This window comes from Rhizobium sp. UBA1881 (assembly GCF_002338015.1).
In the GTDB taxonomy this organism is placed as follows: Bacteria; Pseudomonadota; Alphaproteobacteria; order Rhizobiales; family Rhizobiaceae; genus Rhizobium.
The window spans coordinates 1-16,419 of the sequence record NZ_DDHH01000004.1 but is presented as its reverse complement, the minus strand read 5'-3'; the positions used below and the strand labels follow the sequence as shown (position 1 = coordinate 16,419).

Annotated in this window: 13 protein-coding genes and 3 pseudogenes; 10 read left to right on the top strand and 6 right to left on the bottom strand. The window is 57.4% G+C overall.

All coding sequences use genetic code 11. The annotated features are described in order from the left end of the window. Positions 1-79 precede the first annotated feature (79 nt). Positions 80-1,117, bottom strand: coding sequence for a class I SAM-dependent methyltransferase (locus tag B3605_RS00440; RefSeq protein WP_296431541.1), 1,038 nt, complete (start codon positions 1,115-1,117; stop codon positions 80-82). Positions 1,118-1,333: 216 nt separating this feature from the next. On the opposite strand from B3605_RS00440, the gene B3605_RS00435 reads away from it, so the two are divergent. Together B3605_RS00435 and B3605_RS00430 are read left to right on the top strand one after the other, a co-directional pair. Continuing rightward, complete coding sequence (locus B3605_RS00435; RefSeq protein ID WP_183795178.1) at positions 1,334-3,292, top strand: putative bifunctional diguanylate cyclase/phosphodiesterase; 1,959 nt, start codon at positions 1,334-1,336, stop codon at positions 3,290-3,292. Positions 3,293-3,565: 273 nt separating this feature from the next. After that, a complete protein-coding gene (locus tag B3605_RS00430) occupies positions 3,566-3,922 on the top strand; it encodes a hypothetical protein (protein ID WP_113012161.1) in 357 nt (118 codons plus the stop codon). Here the strand turns inward: B3605_RS00430 and B3605_RS00425 are convergent. After that, positions 3,867-5,429, bottom strand: coding sequence for a Fic family protein (locus B3605_RS00425; RefSeq protein WP_112972783.1), 1,563 nt, complete (start codon positions 5,427-5,429; stop codon positions 3,867-3,869). The genes B3605_RS00430 and B3605_RS00425 overlap by 56 nt on opposite strands. A gap of 551 nt (positions 5,430-5,980) precedes the next feature. On the opposite strand from B3605_RS00425, the pseudogene B3605_RS00420 reads away from it, so the two are divergent. The 4 genes and pseudogenes from B3605_RS00420 (at position 5,981) to B3605_RS00405 (ending at position 10,122) form a co-directional block, all read left to right on the top strand. Further along, a pseudogene (locus tag B3605_RS00420) lies at positions 5,981-6,782 on the top strand (ABC transporter permease). 22 nt (positions 6,783-6,804) lie between these two features. Next, the gene (locus B3605_RS00415) at positions 6,805-7,839 is read left to right on the top strand and encodes an extracellular solute-binding protein (protein WP_113200515.1); all 1,035 of its coding nucleotides are present in this window, start codon (positions 6,805-6,807) and stop codon (positions 7,837-7,839) included. 67 nt (positions 7,840-7,906) lie between these two features. Beyond that, positions 7,907-8,938 (top strand): histone deacetylase family protein, encoded by a 1,032-nt coding sequence (locus B3605_RS00410; protein ID WP_296431532.1) that lies wholly within the window; start codon positions 7,907-7,909, stop codon positions 8,936-8,938. Between the two features lie 23 nt (positions 8,939-8,961). Further along, positions 8,962-10,122, top strand: coding sequence for a serine hydrolase domain-containing protein (locus B3605_RS00405; RefSeq protein WP_296431530.1), 1,161 nt, complete (start codon positions 8,962-8,964; stop codon positions 10,120-10,122). A 21-nt stretch (positions 10,123-10,143) separates the two neighbouring features. Here B3605_RS00405 and B3605_RS00400 read toward each other — a convergent pair whose 3' ends face one another. Then, positions 10,144-11,031 (bottom strand): DUF6030 family protein, encoded by an 888-nt coding sequence (locus B3605_RS00400; protein WP_296431528.1) that lies wholly within the window; start codon positions 11,029-11,031, stop codon positions 10,144-10,146. A 341-nt stretch (positions 11,032-11,372) separates the two neighbouring features. Here B3605_RS00400 and B3605_RS00395 point away from each other — a divergent pair, with 341 nt between their 5' ends. The 3 genes and pseudogenes from B3605_RS00395 to B3605_RS00385 form a co-directional block, all read left to right on the top strand. Beyond that, a complete protein-coding gene (locus B3605_RS00395; RefSeq protein ID WP_112944134.1) occupies positions 11,373-11,975 on the top strand; it encodes an outer membrane protein in 603 nt (200 codons plus the stop codon). 155 nt (positions 11,976-12,130) lie between these two features. After that, positions 12,131-13,168: pseudogene (locus B3605_RS25775) on the top strand (aromatic amino acid lyase); the annotation flags it as partial. Continuing rightward, positions 13,147-13,542: pseudogene (locus B3605_RS00385) on the top strand (N-methyl-L-tryptophan oxidase); the annotation flags it as partial. The pseudogenes B3605_RS25775 and B3605_RS00385, both read left to right, overlap by 22 nt. On the opposite strand, the gene B3605_RS00380 reads toward B3605_RS00385, so the two are convergent. After that, positions 13,539-13,835, bottom strand: coding sequence for a YkgJ family cysteine cluster protein (locus B3605_RS00380; RefSeq protein WP_296431545.1), 297 nt, complete (start codon positions 13,833-13,835; stop codon positions 13,539-13,541). The pseudogene B3605_RS00385 and the gene B3605_RS00380 sit on opposite strands and share 4 nt — an antisense overlap. A gap of 237 nt (positions 13,836-14,072) precedes the next feature. Between B3605_RS00380 and B3605_RS00375 the strand changes: the two genes are divergently transcribed. Beyond that, positions 14,073-14,276 carry a cold-shock protein gene (locus B3605_RS00375; RefSeq protein ID WP_018896919.1) on the top strand — a complete coding sequence of 68 codons (204 nt, stop codon included), beginning with the start codon at positions 14,073-14,075 and terminating at the stop codon, positions 14,274-14,276. Between the two features lie 329 nt (positions 14,277-14,605). Here B3605_RS00375 and B3605_RS00370 read toward each other — a convergent pair whose 3' ends face one another. Continuing rightward, the gene (locus B3605_RS00370) at positions 14,606-15,832 is read right to left on the bottom strand and encodes a GTP-binding protein (protein ID WP_296431543.1); all 1,227 of its coding nucleotides are present in this window, start codon (positions 15,830-15,832) and stop codon (positions 14,606-14,608) included. Positions 15,833-15,881: 49 nt separating this feature from the next. Beyond that, a partial coding sequence (locus B3605_RS00365) for a DUF4082 domain-containing protein (protein WP_113012173.1) occupies positions 15,882-16,419 on the bottom strand: 538 nt, incomplete at its 5' end.

Here is a 16,419-nt window from a genome sequence, read left to right as displayed (position 1 = left end):
GTTTGGCGCGACACGCTTTAGAACCCCACCTTGGCAACGATGGCATCGATCAGGACAAGCGCTCAGCCTTGCCCCTCATCTAATCTCGTTTCGCGATCTCGCAATAAACAATATCACGGTTGTCGCCGAACCAAACCCGCGTTCCGACATCGACGCCGTGCGCACTTTCGCCGGCGATTTTCCACATGTCGTCTTCTGATCTTAGCAGCAGTGGCCAGTTCATGAACGTCTCCATGTAGCCGTCCACCGCGGTCTCATCAGAGAAATTTGCAAACAAGAAGCTCCCGCCCGGCTTCAGCATACTCAAGCATTTTCGGGTCAACCTCACGCCGACCTGCGCGGGCAGATAGTCGTAAAGCCCAGCGGCATAGACAAAATCGAACGCCGTCAAATCGTGGCGGTTGCCAAGCAACGATTTGACCGATCCGTTCACGGCTTCGACGGCGGTGCCCCTATAATCACGTGCGACGGTACCGACACTGATCGGGTCCTGATCGAAAGCCACCCATCGCCTCACCCCCCCTTCATTCAGCGCCTTGGACTTTGCCGCCTCGCGCAGATGTCCAGACGCAATCGATAGCACGTCGATTGGCGCTGGGGACGTCTTGGAGATGCTATCAACACGTTCGGCAAGTATGTCACGGCGATCGCGAACCGCGATGGACGACGATGCATTTCTGGTGTGGCTGTAGATCGCTTTGCCAAGGTCAGAAGATGCGGCAACCGCAGCTGAACTGTCTCCCGTGCCATAGATGAAATCTAGGAGATGTGCATCGCCCGAGTATCCACGGGGCTTCTCAAACGACCACCGCGTAAGGGGATCTTGATGCAGAAAATCGGCAACCGGGTGGGATTGAGCGATCAATGTGATTTCGTTCCAGACGCCGACGTGTAAACGACGGCGCAACGAATGCAGGTCTCGAGTCAATCGCGCTATGATTGCCGACGGATCGAGCCCGCCCTGAAACTGCTGCAGAGCAGTTTCCAGAATGAGAGCGAGCTCTGCTTTCGCAACCACCAACTCCGCTGGTTGCTGGATCGTGGCAGATCCATTTCCCCCTCGGAACTGCGCGTCGGTGATCAAGCTTTCCCCATCGAACGCGAAGCTATGTGCCATTTTGAACCCTCATTGATGTATGGTTAATCATAAACACCTCCCAAAAAGAAAGCGACTGGATTCCACACGCGCTGAGGGTAATTTTGCCGTTGTGATTGTGATTCTAATTTAGCAAATTCGTCGAATTCTTAATTAGCTGAACGCGAGCAGGCGACAGTATCGTTCGGGAGGACGTAGAATAATGATCAACTATCGCGTGCATACATCTAGTTCTGAATGTGGTGCTATTACGTGAGTCCGGCCCCGGTGACCGTGCCTGTGCACGATGTAAGCGCGAGCTATTCGTTAGCGGATGCTCGTAGATCATTGGAAACCGAAAAAGATGCTATCCATCGTCGCTGGTCACGTCACGGCCTGTGGGTCGGGGTCGGCGTTTATGTAGGTTTCGCGGCTCCGGACAGTTGGCTTATCCCTGACGTTGCGCCAACGACAATTGCTGCCCGCCTCGTCATCGCGTTCGCAGCACTGCTGGCGTTCGAGGTGCTGCGGATTGCCAAGGCGCGGACCATCTGGCTGGACGTCACCTGCGCTTCGGCCTTAGTCGTCGGATACATCGGTTGGCTTTGGCCAGCAGTGGCAAGTCATGACACGACAGCTATGTCCTACTACATGATATTCGGTGCTATTTTCATGATGGGCGCGAACCTGTTTTTCAGCTTCTCGTTCCGGCTATCGGTCGCTACCTCGGGGATCGTGCTCCTCGCATTTTTCATTTCCATTTACTGGGTCTTCCCGACGACTCCCGCCTATCGCTTGGCCTTCGGCCTATTTTATATCTCCTGCTTCCTGTTCACGTCATTCGTGAATTGGCGATTGAACGTCGAACGAAGCAACGTCCTGCTGAATGCTGCGGAGGCCCGCTATCAGCAATGGGCTGCGACAGAGCGAGGGTTGGAACTTCTCGAGCTATCCAACACCGACTACCTGACCGGTATCGAAAACCGCAGAGCGTTGGACAGACGGCTCGATGAATGCTGGGAAGGCTGGAAGAAACATCGTCGCGTATTTGCAGTGATCTTGATCGACGTGGACTTTTTTAAGCGTTTCAACGATCAGTATGGCCATCAAGAAGGAGATCGCTGCCTCACCGTCATCGCCACGTCGCTCAGAGACGTCGTTTCACGCTCGCACGGTACGATCGGCAGGTACGGCGGCGAGGAGTTCATCGTGGTCATGCCTATCGACTCGCCAGAAATGGCGAAGGGGATGGCAAACCGGATAAGACGTGAAGTCGAGGACTTGGCGATCGCTCACACGGAGCGCCCTGACGATCGTTCAGTGGTGACCGTGAGCGTCGGCGTCGCGGTTACGCGGCAACAAAGTGGCGATAAAGTCGAGCGAATTGTTCGAGAGGCAGATTTGGCTCTCTACGCAGCCAAAGCGACCGGACGCAACTGCGTTCGCGTGTTCGATCCGTCGCTGCCTCGTCCAGATGACAGCGTCGGGAAGCTTGTCCCGCTTCTTGCCGCAGCGATTGACCGCAATCTCGTCTCCCTGGTGTATCAGCCGATCTTCGATGTCGATGGCGTTGCGCGAGCGGTCGAAGCGTTGATGCGCTTCAAGATGCCAGATGGCACGGCTGTTTCACCAAAGATTTTCATCCCGGTTGCAGAACAAACGGGGGCGATCCTGGAACTGGGTCGCTGGGCGATTGAAACGGCCTGCAGGGACATTCTGATGACCGACCGAATGGCAACAGTCAGCGTGAACGTCTCCCCCGTCCAGCTAAAGTCAGCTGACTTCGCATCGAACGTGTCGGATATTCTGAAAGAGTGCGGGATATCTGGGTCACGTCTGGCGCTGGAGATCACGGAAGGGCTGGATATGGAAATGCAGTCGGAAATATTCAGGTGCATTGCCGACCTGCGGGCGCTCGGTGTCGAAATATGGCTGGACGATTTTGGCTCAGGGTTTGCCGGCCTGTCTTGGCTACGTGCGATCGAGTTCCAAACGGTCAAGGTCGACAGAACATTTCTGCATGACTGCTCGAATCCGCGCGGGCTTACTATGCTTCAAGACATGATCGCACTCATCCGCAACCGGGGCAATTCGATCTTGGTTGAAGGGGTGGAAACTGCAGCCCAGATGTCGCTCCTCAAAGATCTCCGAATAGATCGCGTCCAGGGGTTTCATCTGGGGATGCCGGTCAGCGCTGATATGTTGAAGGCGGCTTGACAGGCAAGATAGCCCTGACCTTCCATGTCCGTCCTGGCCGATCTATCGTCGTGCGACTCGCACCAATGGATCCCAAGCGGGTGGACAACCACCAAAACCCGTAGAGCGCACGTAACCCCTCGCCCGCTCCGCGTTGCCTATCTGACACCGCTTGAACCAAACCCTCACCTGCTAGATGCGGTGTTTAACGAGGCGATGTCACGCTGGGGTGGTGGGCGGACACCTGTTATAACATCGGATGGCGCGGCAATCGCGGTTCACGATTGGAGGTTCTTGGACCTTTGGGACGCCGACATCATTTACAGCTATGTTCCTCTGTCCGATGTGCTGCGGGACCGCATCGCATATTCTTTGGCTCCTGGTGTGATCAAGACGCACCCTGTCATTGAATATCCTCTCGACAGCTATTTCTTCCGCCCCCAGCTCGACAATGTCTGCACGGCGCTTCAGGCGATTTCCATTCTCCCTCGAATGGCTCGGCTGCAGGAGGTACGGGGTGAAGCGGCATTCGAAGTTCTCGACCGAGATTCCGCCTCCGAAGTGCCGAGAGATTTGCGTGAGAGCTTTGGTTTTCTCAGTGATACGTGGACGCGGGGCGTGGAGGCGGTGGAGCCGCCACGAGCTCGCTGATGAATTTCGCTAGTGGTGCGATGTCCTCATTCTGGCTCGCTGCTTCCAGACATTCCATGTACCTGTCCCGTGCCTCGACTGGCACCACCGTCCATGGCAAGCGTGCTTCGGCCATCAGCGCGTTCATTAGAAGACGTCCGGTTCTCCCGTTTCCGTCCGGAAAAGGGTGGATATATGTAAACAGGAATGGAGCAACGATTGCCTTCGCGATCGGATTTGGCTCGCTCTCTATACACTCGAACAACGCGTCCATTGCATCAGCGATGGCGTGGGGCGGGAGCGGTACATGCGACGAACCACGCAAATATACATTGTGGTTTCGGTAGCCCGCCAACTTATAGGCCTCGATCAAACCGGCCTGTACAGACGGGCTGAACATCGCTCGAAACCAATCTTGGTGTCGAACAGACAATAGTTCGCCCGAGTTCGCACCATTAAGAATTTTCCTGATATCGATTTTGACCTCTTCGAAAGCCAAGCGATACCCTTTGGCCGCAAGCGCATTGCGAGCGTCTGCATCCCCAGCATGTTGCTCAGGGTTCCAATCTCCGGATTGAACCCTTTCGATCAGTTCCTCCGAAACGTGGTAGCCTTCGATCGACAAGGAGTTCAGCGCATCAGCTACATAGCGTTCTTCGATCTCGTCCATGTAAGAATCGATATCGTTGAACGCCTTGGTCTCGATATTAGTGCCGCTCAACGCGGTCTGGCTCATCTTTGCCCAAAGAGCCTTAATTCTGGTGGCAGCTGGTGCAGCGGTCCTCCTTTCGTCGAGGACTATATGAGCTGTGTTGTCGAAGGGATTTTCCTCATTGGTCATGTAGCCGGCAGACTTCATTCCCGCCAAGATTTGGTCAGCATCCTTCGCTCGTCCAAGATGACGAAGCGCACCGGCCACCCGACCAGCAATTGAGCTTCTGTTATTGCTTAGTAGAACCCGGAGGAGCGAGTTGCTTCCCCGGATCGAGCCCAGAACCGCGATCACGTCAGTGGCCAATGACGTCCAGCTGTTCTTTGCAAGATTGATGATTGCCTCTTCCTTAGGCATAATCCTTATCCCATCATGTAGCACGACAGGATCAGGCACAGGTATTCTGAGCATAAAGAATGAGGTATCGCCGGGCATGTTGGTGGTTTGATTGTTGGCTTCAGGGCTACGGACAACAACCTGCTTCGCAACAGAAAAGTTTTCTGCCCAAACCGCGGTTGATGTCTCCGCTGATAATACCCATTGGTCGCCAAATCGATCGTTGAGATACCTTTTTAAAAATTCCCAGTAGACAGTACTCCACGCTACGTCGACGCGCCGGCGATCCGAAGGGCGCGAGTTTACGGCGAGCCATCCATTCATGATCGGCTCTATAAATCCGGCCTCCACCAACCGATCTTTATGGACACGGGACAAGCTCTCGCTGCGAAGTACTGAGATCGTTCCCTGTTCGGTGATCCCCCTCAATTGTTTCAGTGATGAAGCTAGAAGTTCGTTTGGGGTGTTCCCAGTTCGCATCGTATCGCCGTCCTTTAGAGGACTTGCACCTCTGCACTAATTCTCTGCATTTTTATAACACTAAGTTAGTGCATTTTTATAGCACTAATTTTCTGCATTTTTATGGCACTAATTTCCTGTATTTTTATAACACTAATTTTCCGTTTCAGAGGCGGCCAAACCCCATAGAAAGTAGACAGCGAAAAGATTGCGGCCGTCAATCGCCGGCGACTCGCCCCGCAAGTCGGAATGCTATGGCCCGCCGCCCCCTGCTCCTAGCGGCGAGTATTCCGGGATTTAGTTCAATGTGGAAGTGTCATCAGACGATGCGATCGCACAATTAAATCCGGATAGCCGAAAAGTGATCACCCCCTTGGCCACACAAGCACTCCGTGTATAGTGGGAATCTACTTCGGGGTGAGGTTTTCGTGAAGTATCGGCCGATTGTTGTCTTGGTTGCAGCGAGTTTGTTCGGTCAGTTAAATGCCGTTCCCGGTATGGCTGCCGAGCGATCGGTCCGCGATACGCCCTGCTCTTCTATGTGCGAAACGCCGGCGGGCAGGAGAACCGGCATGGCTAGATCCTTCTCCATCAGGCGCCAGCGGGGCTTCACCACGATTGCGATGATCTGCTTCGCGGCGCTCTATTTGCCGATCGGCGTTCTCGTCTTTTATTCGTTCAACGCCGGCGAATCGCTCGCTTCGTTTGATGGCATATCGCTGCGCTGGTTTCAGAAGGCTTTCGAAAACAAGCAGGTGATCGACGCTTCGCTACGTTCGTTGCAGATCGCCGCAATCGCCGCCGTCGTTTCGACGATCGCAGCGACGATGGCGGCACTGGCGACCACACGGACCGCGCCCTATCGCGGCCTGACAATGAAATATGCCTTCATCAACCAGCCGCTGATGATCCCCGAGATCGTCACCGCAGTGGCGCTTCTGATCTTCTTTGCCCGCATCAAGATCTGGACCGGTTACGCCGGCGTCGGCTACCTCATCGCCGCCCATACGGCCTTCTGCATCCCCTTTGCCTACCTGCCAATCCGCGCGCGGCTCGAAAACATGGACCTGACGCTGGAAAAGGCGGCCGCGGATCTCTACGCCACGCCATGGAATGCGTTCAGGTACGTCACGCTGCCGCTGCTGTGGCCGGGCATCCTCGCCGGCTTCATGCTGGCTTTCGTCATCTCGCTCGATGATGTCGTCATTACCGAATTTCGTGAAATCCGCAGGACAGGACACGCTTCCGACCTACATGCTCGGCCAAATCCGCCGGTCCATCACGCCTGAAATGAACGCGATCTCGACGCTGTTTCTCGGCCTGTCGATCCTCGTCGTCTCCATCTTCTTTGTCGTCAATCGAAAACGTGCCTGAAAACAAGAGAGGGAACATGCGCATGAAACGGATGACTTCGACAATCGCCCTGGCGGCGGCACTTCTTGGCTCAGCCAGCCTTGCTCACGCCGAGGGCGAGCTCAACATCTACAACTGGGGCAATTACACCAGCCCCGAGATGATCAAGAAGTTCGAGGATAAGTACAAAGTCAAGGTGACGATCACCGACTATGATTCCAACGACACGGCGCTCGCCAAGGTGCGCCAGGGCGGCTCCGGCTTCGACATGGTCGTGCCCTCGCAGAACTACATTCCGATCTGGATTTCCGAGGGTCTGCTGCTTGAGACCGATCCGGACAAGATGGAAAACTTCAAGAACGTGGCCAAGGAATGGGCCAACCCCGACTTCGACCCCGGCCGCAAATATACCGTTCCATGGGCGATGGGCATCGTCGGCACCGTCGTCAATACCGACGTCTACAAGGGTGACATCAACACCTGGGGCATCATCTTCGACACGCCGGCCGAGCTGAAGGGCAAGGTCAACGTCGTCCCCGAAATGACCGATGTCATCGATGCGGCCGTCCTCTACAATGGCGGCAAGAAGTGCACCGGCGATCTGGCCGTGCTGAAGAAGGTGCGCGACACACTATTGAAAGCCAAGCCCGATTGGGTGGCGATGGAGTACGGCACCATCGAGAAGATGGGCTCGGGCGACTTCGCGGCATCCAGCGACTGGAACGGCTCGGCCTTCCGCCAGCGCCTCAAGAACCCCGCGATCAAGTTCGGCTATCCCAAGGAGGGCTTCGTCAACTGGAGCGACAATCTCTCCGTGCTAAAGGACGCCAAGAATGTCGAGAACGCCAAGCTGTTCCAGAACTTCATGATGGACCCTGAAAACGCCGGCATGAATTCCGGTTTCCATCGCTACGCAAACGGTATCGCCGGCTCCGACAAGTTCATGCCGGAGGACATGAAGGGTGCGCCCGAGATCACCATCCCGGCGGAATTCGCGTCGGCCGGTGTGCCCTCCCAGACATGCCCGCCTGATGTCCAGGCGCTCTATACAAAGATCTGGACCGAGCTGCAGAAGTAAGCCCGATATCGGCACCCCGGCCTTGATGGCGTGGGGTGCCACCATTTTCCAGCGAATGGATGTTTGCATGAAGACCGTCTTTTCTCCCCGCCATCGCGGTCACGCCAACCAGCTTGAGCTTGTGGCGGGCGATATCGTACCCGGCTTCGAGTTGACGTCACGGGCGGAATATATTGCAGCGCGTGTCGCAGCCGTTGAGCTCGGTGCGATCATCGAGCCGGCGGAGCATGATTTGACGACAGCGGCGCGGGTTCACCTTAGGGATTATCTCGATTTCCTGCCGACGATCTGGGACCGCTGGACGGCGGAGGGTCGCACCGGAACGGCCCTGCCCTTCACATGGCCGACCCGTGGCCTGCGTGGCGACGTGCTGCCCGAATTCATCGATGGCCTGCTCGGTTATTACTCCTTCGACGCCGGCTGCGGCATCGTCGAGGGCTCATGGGATGCAATCAAGTCCTCCCATGACGTTGCGCTGACGGCCGCCGGCCTGGTGCAATCGGGCGAACGCGCCGCCTTCGCACTCTGCCGCCCGCCCGGCCACCACGCCGGCGCCGGTTTCATGGGCGGATATTGCTATATCAACAATGCCGCCGTGGCAGCGCAATGGCTGCGCGACAACGGCGCCAAGCGGGTATCGATCCTCGACGTCGACTACCACCACGGCAACGGAACGCAGGAAATCTTTTACGCACGCGACGACGTCCAGGTCATCAATCTGCACGCCGACCCTATGCAGGAATACCCGTATTTTCTTGGTCATGCCGATGAACACGGCATCGGCGGGGGCGAAGGGTTCAACCTCAACTACCCCATGCGCTTCGGCACGGACTGGACCAGCTGGAGCCAGTCCATGGACGACGCCTGCGGCAGACTGCTTTCCTACGCGCCAGATGTGGTGGTCGTTTCGCTTGGCGTCGATACCTTCGAGAAGGACCCGATCAGCAAATTCAAGCTCAGAACCGAGGACTTCCCGAAGATTGGTGCGCGTATCGCAAGGCTCGGTCTGCCGACGCTGTTCGTCATGGAGGGCGGCTATGCTGTCGCGGAAATCGGGGTCAACGCGGTGAGCGTACTCACCGGGTTCGAAGACCTGTAACTGCTGGCGGGGATTGAGTACGAATGTCTGAAGACAAGCCCGTGACAGAAGTCAGTCGTGCAGACGTGACGCTCGCCAACTGGCGCACCGTCCCCTACAGCCGCTGGTCCTTCGAACATGTTAGTGAGATCGTCCCCTCAGCGATCATTCCAGGCACGCGTTGCGCAGAAGGCGCCGCGCGTATCGGCCTCGAGGCGCTATCGCGCATCTCTTTTGCGGGTACAAGGGATGCAACTTCGTCACTGCGGGATTTTCTAAAGGAGAGTGAAACCGACGAACTCGTGGTCATGAAAGACGGGTGCGTTATCGCCGACTGGTCGGCGCCGCATTCTGATCCTTCTGACCCACACATTATATTCTCGGTCTCCAAATCCCTGACCGGATTGCTCGCCGGAATTCTCGCGGACAAGGGCATAGTCTCCTTCGAAAGCCCAATCAGTCGCTATGTGCCCGAGGTCGCCGGTTCGGCTTACGGCGATGCGACGGTGCAGCAACTCTTCGATATGGAAATCTGCGTCGATTTTGTGGAGAGTTATCTCGATACATCGGGCAGCTTCGAGCGCTATCGCCGCTCCACCGGATGGAACCCTGAGAAACCCGGCGATCCCGCGCCGGATCTCAAGCGCTTTATTCGCGGTATCGGGAAAGGTGCCGGAGTGCATGGCGAGAGGCACGCTTATCGCTCCCCGAACACCGATCTCGCCGGCATCGTTCTGGAGCGGGCCGCCGGGGCAAGATTCGCAGCGCTGCTCAGCGACCACCTGTGGAAGGCGGCCGGAGCAAAATCGGATGCCATGGTAACCGTCGACCGTCTCGGTACCGCACGCGCAGCAGGCGGCATTTCGGCCACCGCGCGAGATCTCGCACTGGTGGGGGATCTTGTCCGCAGGCGCGGTAACGGGATCGTTTCCGCTGACTTCATCGACGACCTCTGGTCGCGCAGGCGCCGCGAGGCATGGAAGATGGGTGACCAGCTGGACCTGTTTCCTGACGGAAGCTATCGCAATTACTGGTACGAGACAGGCGCCGGAGAGCTGGCGGCGATCGGCATTCACGGCCAGTGGATATGGATCCACCCGCAGAGCGAAACAGTGGTTGTCAAGCTGTCGTCACAGAGGATGCCCGTCGACCCTGCGCTTGATCAGGCGATTATACGGATGATGCGAGCGATCTGCAGATTATAGCAAACCATCGGCCACTCAAAATCAGCGGGACGCCACGCCCTGCAAGTGATCGGCACCTTGTTTCGATGATAACTGGCTGATTGGCAAGGAAAGCTCAGCGATCCGTGGATCCGGTGCCTCGACCCACCGCTCCGGCGAGAAGTACGCCTTGGTGCGGGTTTGCGGCCCTGAACCGGCGGTAACGACAAGCATGAAATTGTAGCTGTCCTGGCTCTCGGTGTCGCGCCTGAAGCTGAAATAGGCTCCGAACCGCTCGTGCTCGAAATCACGAAGACTGCGGATGGGCACCAGCGCATCCTGGAAATCGCTCCACCCCGCCTGGCGAACCAGTGTCTCGAATATCTTCATATGACCGACGTCCAGCTGCCCCTCAGCGTTCGTCGGCGGGCCGACGAGCCGTCCCTTGATTTCCACGATGTCTCCGCTCGAACTACCCTTAACCCTCAGGAATAACGAGTTCAGAGGCCGAACGTCGTTCTTTTTATAAATGCGCTGGAAATAGCATTCGTGACTGGTGCTGCGCATCGACGGCGCACGCCATTCGCTCGTCCCGATACCGGCATCGCGCAACGCCTTGCAGACGGTCGGCCCGGACACCCGCCACTTGCGCAGGAACTGAGCGGCCACTTCTGGCTCAGGGGCTTTGATCAGGCGAATGGGGATCTTCACCTGTAGCGCCGGCGGTGGGGCGGGCGTCGCGACCGGCTCGACAATCATGGGCGGCTGTGGCGGCTCATCGGAGATTTGAATTCCGAAATGGCGAAAGAGGTCTTCGGACCGCTCAGCATCGGCAACAAACAGCGCCGCGGCCAGCAGGCACGGCAGGATGAGGAAGAATATCGACCAGGCGGACCTGCGGATATTATTCCGCAACGGAACACTTACCTGTTCTTGTGATGCATCACTCACCAAATCCATCACCTTCGCGGCTGGATTATAAGTTAAAGCTCATACTCACAATGGTTCAATACATTTCAATTAGCAATCGCTTCTGCGCGAATTCATACTGCAACGCGAAAAAATCATCTGGCAGCACGATCCACCGCAGGTTCAACGACGGCAATACACCGCCAATCACATCCGCGAGATTGGCCAGCAAGTTAAGAAACTATTTATAAAATCATGAAAATTAGAGGAAGACGATCGTGGCAATGCGGCATTCGAGCGCGTTGCACCCAATGACGTGGTTCAAAGAGTAAATGCTCACGCGCGAGACGGTGCGTAGCAATGCGTATGGAGTATAGCGTATCATGAGTATCAAACACGTCGCGGCAGCCCTTGCCGTTTGCCTTCTTGCCTCACCGGTTCTTGGCGCCGATTTCGGTTCCTATGACCAACCGTCCTCAGGCGGATGGGAAGGTGCTTATGCCGGTGTTCACGGCGGCATGGCCTCCCCCAATCTCAACCCGTTCTCCGGAAACAAGGGCCTTAGCGTCGGCGGACAGGCAGGCTACAACACCATGGTCGGCGGCGCAGTCGTTGGCGGTGAAGTGGAAGCCTCTTATCTCGGCGACAGCCGCGTGAAAGTGGAAGACGGAAAGCTCAAGGAGCGTCACCGCCTGAGCGCAAAAGGCAAGGTCGGCGCACCGATCGACCAGACACTGGTCTACGGCACCGCCGGCTTTGCGATGACCAACTTCCGCGACAACGGCAACATCGCCGGTCCCGACGGTTGGAAGCCAGGCTACATCCTCGGCGCCGGCGTGGAGCAGAAGCTAACGTCGAACGTCTCGGCTCGCGTCGAATACAACTACACGATCACTAACAGCGTCCGCACCTTTTCCAACGGTGTTGGCACGACGGGCAACGTCCACGACCACACGCTGAAGGCCGGCCTCAACGTCAGCTTCTAAGAAATGCAGCGATGGCGCCGGTGGCGGCGCCATCGCCCGCTCGAACGTCTGCGGCGCCTCCTGCGATTTTTGGGGGGGGCCGGATCGCACAATCTGGCCAAGCGTGGTCAGATGCTTTGCCGGCGGCCCCCGCTCTGCGCCTATATTGTGCACCCGAATTCGAGCGCTATCTCCTGGCGTTCATTGAGCGAGACTGCATCCCAAATGTACCCGCCAAGGGGTCGGCCGGCTATCTCACGCATACTGCCCACACAGCACTCGTACTCATTAGCGAGGGTAGCGCACGCTTTGGTGGGAAACCGATGTCTGGCCACGAGGCGCCTTGAGCGCTCGATTTTGCTCCGCTCGTGCTCGGCGCAAAGGAGGGCTTGAGCCTCGTCAGTGGCACCGCTTGCGCCACCGGTCTTTCGAGCGTGGCGCTTTCGCGCGCCGAGCGGTTGCTCGATTGGGCCGACGCCATTTCCGCGCTGACACTCGAAGCCGTCGGCTGCCAGATGGCAGCCTACGATGCGGATGTGCTGGCACTGCGACATTCGAAGGGCGTTCAAGACGTGGGCTAGCGGGTGCGCAGGTATCTCGCGGGCAGCGGGCCTCATCGAGGCAGCATACGGCAAGCGTACACAGGGTGCGCTCAGCCTCAGATCCGTGCCACATGCCTACGGAGCCGCACGCGACGTGTTCGACACGTCCTGCGCCGTTGTCGACCGCGAGCTCGCCTCGGTCACCGACAACCCCGCGGTAGCAGAGACACCTGACGCGCCTGTCGTTACCTCGCAAGCATATGCGGTGGCGCCGGCCCTTTGCCAGGCGGCCGACAACCTCGCTATCGCACTCGCACAGGTCGCGGCCATGAGCGAGCGGCTACGGATCGCCTGGTCACCCCCCTAGCCAGCGGCCTGCCGTCGTTTCTGGCAAGCGATGCCGGAAGAAATTGCGGCTTCATGATCGCGCAGTACACTGCGGTCTCGCTTTGCAATGAGAACCGCCGGCTAGCCGCGTCAGCTTCGCTGGACGGCGGGCGCACATCGTGCCTGCAGGAAAAATTTCTTGCCCGCCCGACCGCGGCCGCAAACAAGCTTCTCACGATCATCGACAACGCCGAGTAAATACTCGCAATCGTACTGATGTCCGTAGCACAGGCGCGTGATTTTGTGTTGTCAACGGCGCGGCCTTTCCCGTCATCGGCCGGGACGGCGTCAAAGTCGGCCGACACGCGCATTTCCGCGAACCGATCGACCCGAACCAGCCCAACCCGCCGGTCAACGATACAGACACCTCTTTAGTGGACGGATTATCGGTAAGCGTCCGCCCGCCGCGGCTGGCCTGCGCGCCAACGCCACCGCATGCCGCTACACTATGCTGCCGAGCGCAGGATTTCCTGCTCGACCTCGCGCCAACATGCACCAGAACCGTTGTTGCCTCACCCTGCTCGGGGCACGGCTTCAAGTTTACGAGCGTGGTCGGCGAAATCCTTGCCGATCTCGCACTTGACGGCGGCAGCAAGCTTCCGATTGGCGCTTTTTCCTTCGATGCCATGCCGCGGTATCTGGATGGAACAGTCCTCTAGCCAAAGCCATAGGCGGCCCGCGCCTCAAGACATTCGGCGTCGCCGGGAAGGCAGTCGCGACACACTTGAGGCCTGATTTCGTAGACCAGGCACGATGTACCGGAGCCAACAGTGCCATCCAGGGCCGAGCATCGGTTGTCATGGCAGCGCATACCCGATTGGTCAACTGCAACGAAGCGCGCGGGCAAGCGATCGAGATCGGCGTCCGGCTCGGTCGAAAATCGCGGCCAGCTCGACGAATACGAACAGCAGGCACCGCAAGTCTGGCAGTCGAAATCGGCTGGAATGATCATCGTCGCTTTCTTTTTTTGGAGATTATTGAGCTCAGGATACACCGCGACTTTGTCGATTTTGGCACGACTGGCGCCTTTGACCCGCCAAATCGCTCCCCACAGCAGCCAATCCACCGGCCGAAATCCATCTTTCCTACAAATCAGATGACTTCCACGCATGCTGGTAGTTGAAGGACGGGTCACAGCACTATAGGTTCGCCTCGCCATTGCAAGCAAAACACTTAAAAGGGAATATCCATGCCTGAGGGTACTGTTAAATTCTTCAACGAGGACAAGGGCTTCGGTTTCATCACGCCAGAGAACGGCGGAACCGACGTGTTCGTTCACATCACGGCCCTGCCACGCGGCGCATCGCTTCGCGAAGGCGACAAGGTCAGCTTCGATCTTGGCCAGGACCGCAAGACCGGCAAGTCGAAGGCAGAAAACGTCTCAATCCTCTGATCGAGCGGTTTAAAGCATCTAGCCTGCTGCCAAACGCGGCAGGCTAGAGCAACTCGTCCGTGATTGCGCCGTTTTGAACCGGCATGCTCAACCGATACTAGTGATAGATAGAGGTGAAATAGAAAGCCACAATCCAAGCGAATAACGTCAGTATACCAAGAACCATTATCAATAAACGCAACTGCTGCTCCGCGAAATTTGTTCAATCCTGTGGACCAATACGCAGCAGAGGTCGATCTAGTTTCGCGTCCTACTGGATTATTTTATTCGGCTCAGGCATCCCCCGCCTTTTCGACGCAGATTCCAAAGCATGCACCAAGCAGCCTGAATCACCAGGCTGGGAACGGGTCTTCGAGTTGCGACCACTCATTCGGATTGGCACTCGCAAGACAGGCATCGAGTGCAGACCGGATACCGGCCTCGTCCATATCGACGCCGATAAACACCAGCTCCTGGCGCCGATCACCCCATGCGTCGTCCCATTGTTTTTTCATCTGTTCTTCGAACTGTGGGTGGTTCGGCCAATCCTCACGCGATACAGTTGCCCACCAGTACCCCATGGGTTCGCAGCGCCGCTGAATGCCGGCGGCCGACAGAAGACCGACGTGGAGCGGACGTGTCGCAAGCCAGAAGTGCCCCTTGGCGCGAACAACCCCCGGCCACGGAGCATCCAGAAAGGCGACCAGCCTGCCGGGTTCGAAGGGACGTCTCGCGCGGTAGACGAAACTTGAGACCCCATATTCCTCGGTCTCCGGGACATGGGTTTCCGGCGCATAAAGCTCTTTGTACCAAAGCGGGTTTTCAGCCGCCTTTTCCTCGTCGAATAGTCCTGTGTTGAGGATGGCATCGAGCGACAGTCGACCGTAATCTACTTCGATCTGGCGCGCCTGCGGATTGAGCGCAGCCACCACCTTGCGGACATCAGCCCTCTGGTCTTCACTTGCATCGGCGATCTTGTTGATCACGACGACATCGGCAAACTCGATCTGGTCCACGAGGAGATCCACGAGTGTCCTTGTGTCTTCACTGTCACGCTGGAGCCCACGGTCGCTCAAGAGATCGGCGCGGCTATATTCGTTGAGGAGATTGGCAGCGTCAACGACGGTCACCATTGTATCGAGGGTGGCGAAATCAGCCAGCGAAAAGCCGCTTTCGTCACGAAACGAGAATGTCGCCGCAATCGGTCGTGGCTCGGCGATACCGGTCCCCTCGATCAGCAGGTAGTCGTAGCGTCCGCCCTGCGCCAATTGCCGCACCTCCGTCAGCAAATCGTCGCGCAAGGTGCAACAGATACACCCATTGCTGAGTTCGATCAGGGTCTCGGTCGTGTGCGAAAGGTTGCAGCCGCTGTTTCGGATCAGGCTGGCATCAATATTGACGTCGCTCATGTCGTTGACAATCACAGCAACGCGCAGCCCGTCGCGGTTTGTCAAAACATGCGTCAGGAGCGTTGTTTTTCCCGCACCAAGAAACCCGGCCAGCACCGTTACAGGCAGTTTCCTGATCTCGCCCTGCGCGCTTTCCTGGCCCCGCTCAGGCGAGGCAGCCATCACCATGTCCAGCATCGTCTTTGTCTATGCCTCGCTTGATCGCCCATATTACGCCCTATGCTGCCAGTGGCTTGAAGACAACGTCGGCCCAGTAGTTTGCCGAATCGTAGGTTGCGTTCGGGAAGATGCCTGACGTCGCAGATCCACCATAGGCATAGACGCCGTTGCCGCCCGCCAAGGCGCTCGACAGCGCGCTCAGCGGCCCATTGCTAACAGAGTTGGCGAAGAAGCCATCGCTCGCAACATAGGCACCAGTGGTATGGTAGGCCGCGATGTAAGTCGTATTGGCTGCGATCGAAACCTCTGTTGCAAAATTCACCGTCTGCCAGCCGCTTCCGGTGGTTCCGGAGTAGGTCGCCGTAGCAAGCTTCGTGCCTGTCGAACTCCAGAGATCGACGACGTTCTGACCGTTGTCATTGGCACTGCGATAGAACTTGATGCCGGTGATCGTGCCAGCGACATTCGACTGGAACTTTACCCCAAGCTCGAGCTGTGCCCCATCATTGAGGTTGGTCTGCGCCGGCGTGCTGGATGCGGTAAACAGGCTGTAGGTGGTCGGTGCCGTCGTAGCCGCGATGTTGAAGGTCTCGCTG